The organism is Vibrio sp. 1457, from assembly GCF_033340195.1.
Taxonomy (GTDB): Bacteria; Pseudomonadota; Gammaproteobacteria; order Enterobacterales; family Vibrionaceae; genus Vibrio; species Vibrio alginolyticus.
This window is the reverse complement of sequence record NZ_JAWOWA010000136.1, coordinates 1-1,083: the sequence shown is the minus strand read 5'-3', so window position 1 is coordinate 1,083 and position 1,083 is coordinate 1. Positions and strand designations below refer to the sequence as shown.

The following is a 1,083-nucleotide window of genomic DNA, read 5'->3' as shown; positions in this document are numbered from 1 at the left end:
GAGGGATAAGCGTTAACAACATCGCCGCCATCACTGAGTTCCATTCCGTGGTGCCTTCGCCTGTAGCGATCATCCCTTTGATCCCTGCCACGGTGGTGCCGAGATCCACATCGGTAATAATCAACAACGGCCACAAATACTGATTCCAGCCGTAGATAAAGGTGATCACAAACAGCGCCGCCAGATTAGTTTTGGAGAGCGGAAAAACGATGTCGCAAAAGAAGCGCATTGGCGATGCGCCGTCGATCCGCGCGGCTTCCACCAGCTCATCCGGCAGCGTCATAAAGAACTGGCGGAACAGGAAAGTAGCGGTCGCCGAGGCCATCAGCGGCAGCGTTAAACCGGCGTAGCTGTCGAGCATCTTCAGGTTGGCGATGACTTCCACCGTCGGGAAGATACGTACTTCAACCGGCAGCATCAGGGTGATAAAAATCATCCAGAAGAAGAGGTTACGTAGCGGAAAACGAAACCAGACAATGGCAAATGCCGAGAGCATCGAGACGGTAATTTTGCCGAGCGTAATGCTGAACGCCATCACAAAGCTGTTAAGCAACATCCGCCAGAACGGCGCGCTATTCGTGCCTACCCCGTTCACCCAGATGTTGTGGATGTTTTCCAGCAGATGTGTGCCGGGGATGAGCGTCATCGGCGCGGCATAGACGGCCTGTTTATCCAGCGTCGCCGCGACAAACGCCACGTACAGCGGGAAGAGGATCACCGCGATCCCGAGGATCAGCATGGTATGGCTGAATATCGTCAGCCACGGACGGTTCTCAATCATTGGTAACGCACCTTGCTTTCAACATAGCGGAACTGCACCACCGTCAGCACGATGACGAGGAACATCAACACCACCGACTGCGCGGCAGACGAAGCCAGATCCAGTCCGGTAAAACCTTCGCGGTAGATCTTATAAATCAGCGTCGTGGTGGCCTGAACCGGCCCGCCGGACGTGGCGGCGTCGATCACCGGGAAGGTGTCGAAGAAGGCATACACCAGGTTCACTACCAGCAGGAAGAAACTCACCGGAGCGATAAGCGGCAGCGCAATCTTAAAGAAGCGGCGAATTGGGCCTGCACCGTC

At 55.4% G+C, this 1,083-nt stretch carries 2 protein-coding genes; both read right to left on the bottom strand.

Annotated features, from left to right (window positions below):
- Positions 1-781: sn-glycerol-3-phosphate ABC transporter permease UgpE (ugpE, locus tag R7Z41_RS24320; protein WP_318141682.1), on the bottom strand; the 781-nt coding region annotated here is incomplete at its 3' end.
- The coding region (locus R7Z41_RS24315; RefSeq protein WP_318141681.1) for an ABC transporter permease subunit at positions 778-1,083 on the bottom strand (306 nt) is incomplete at its 5' end. The genes R7Z41_RS24315 and ugpE, both read right to left, overlap by 4 nt.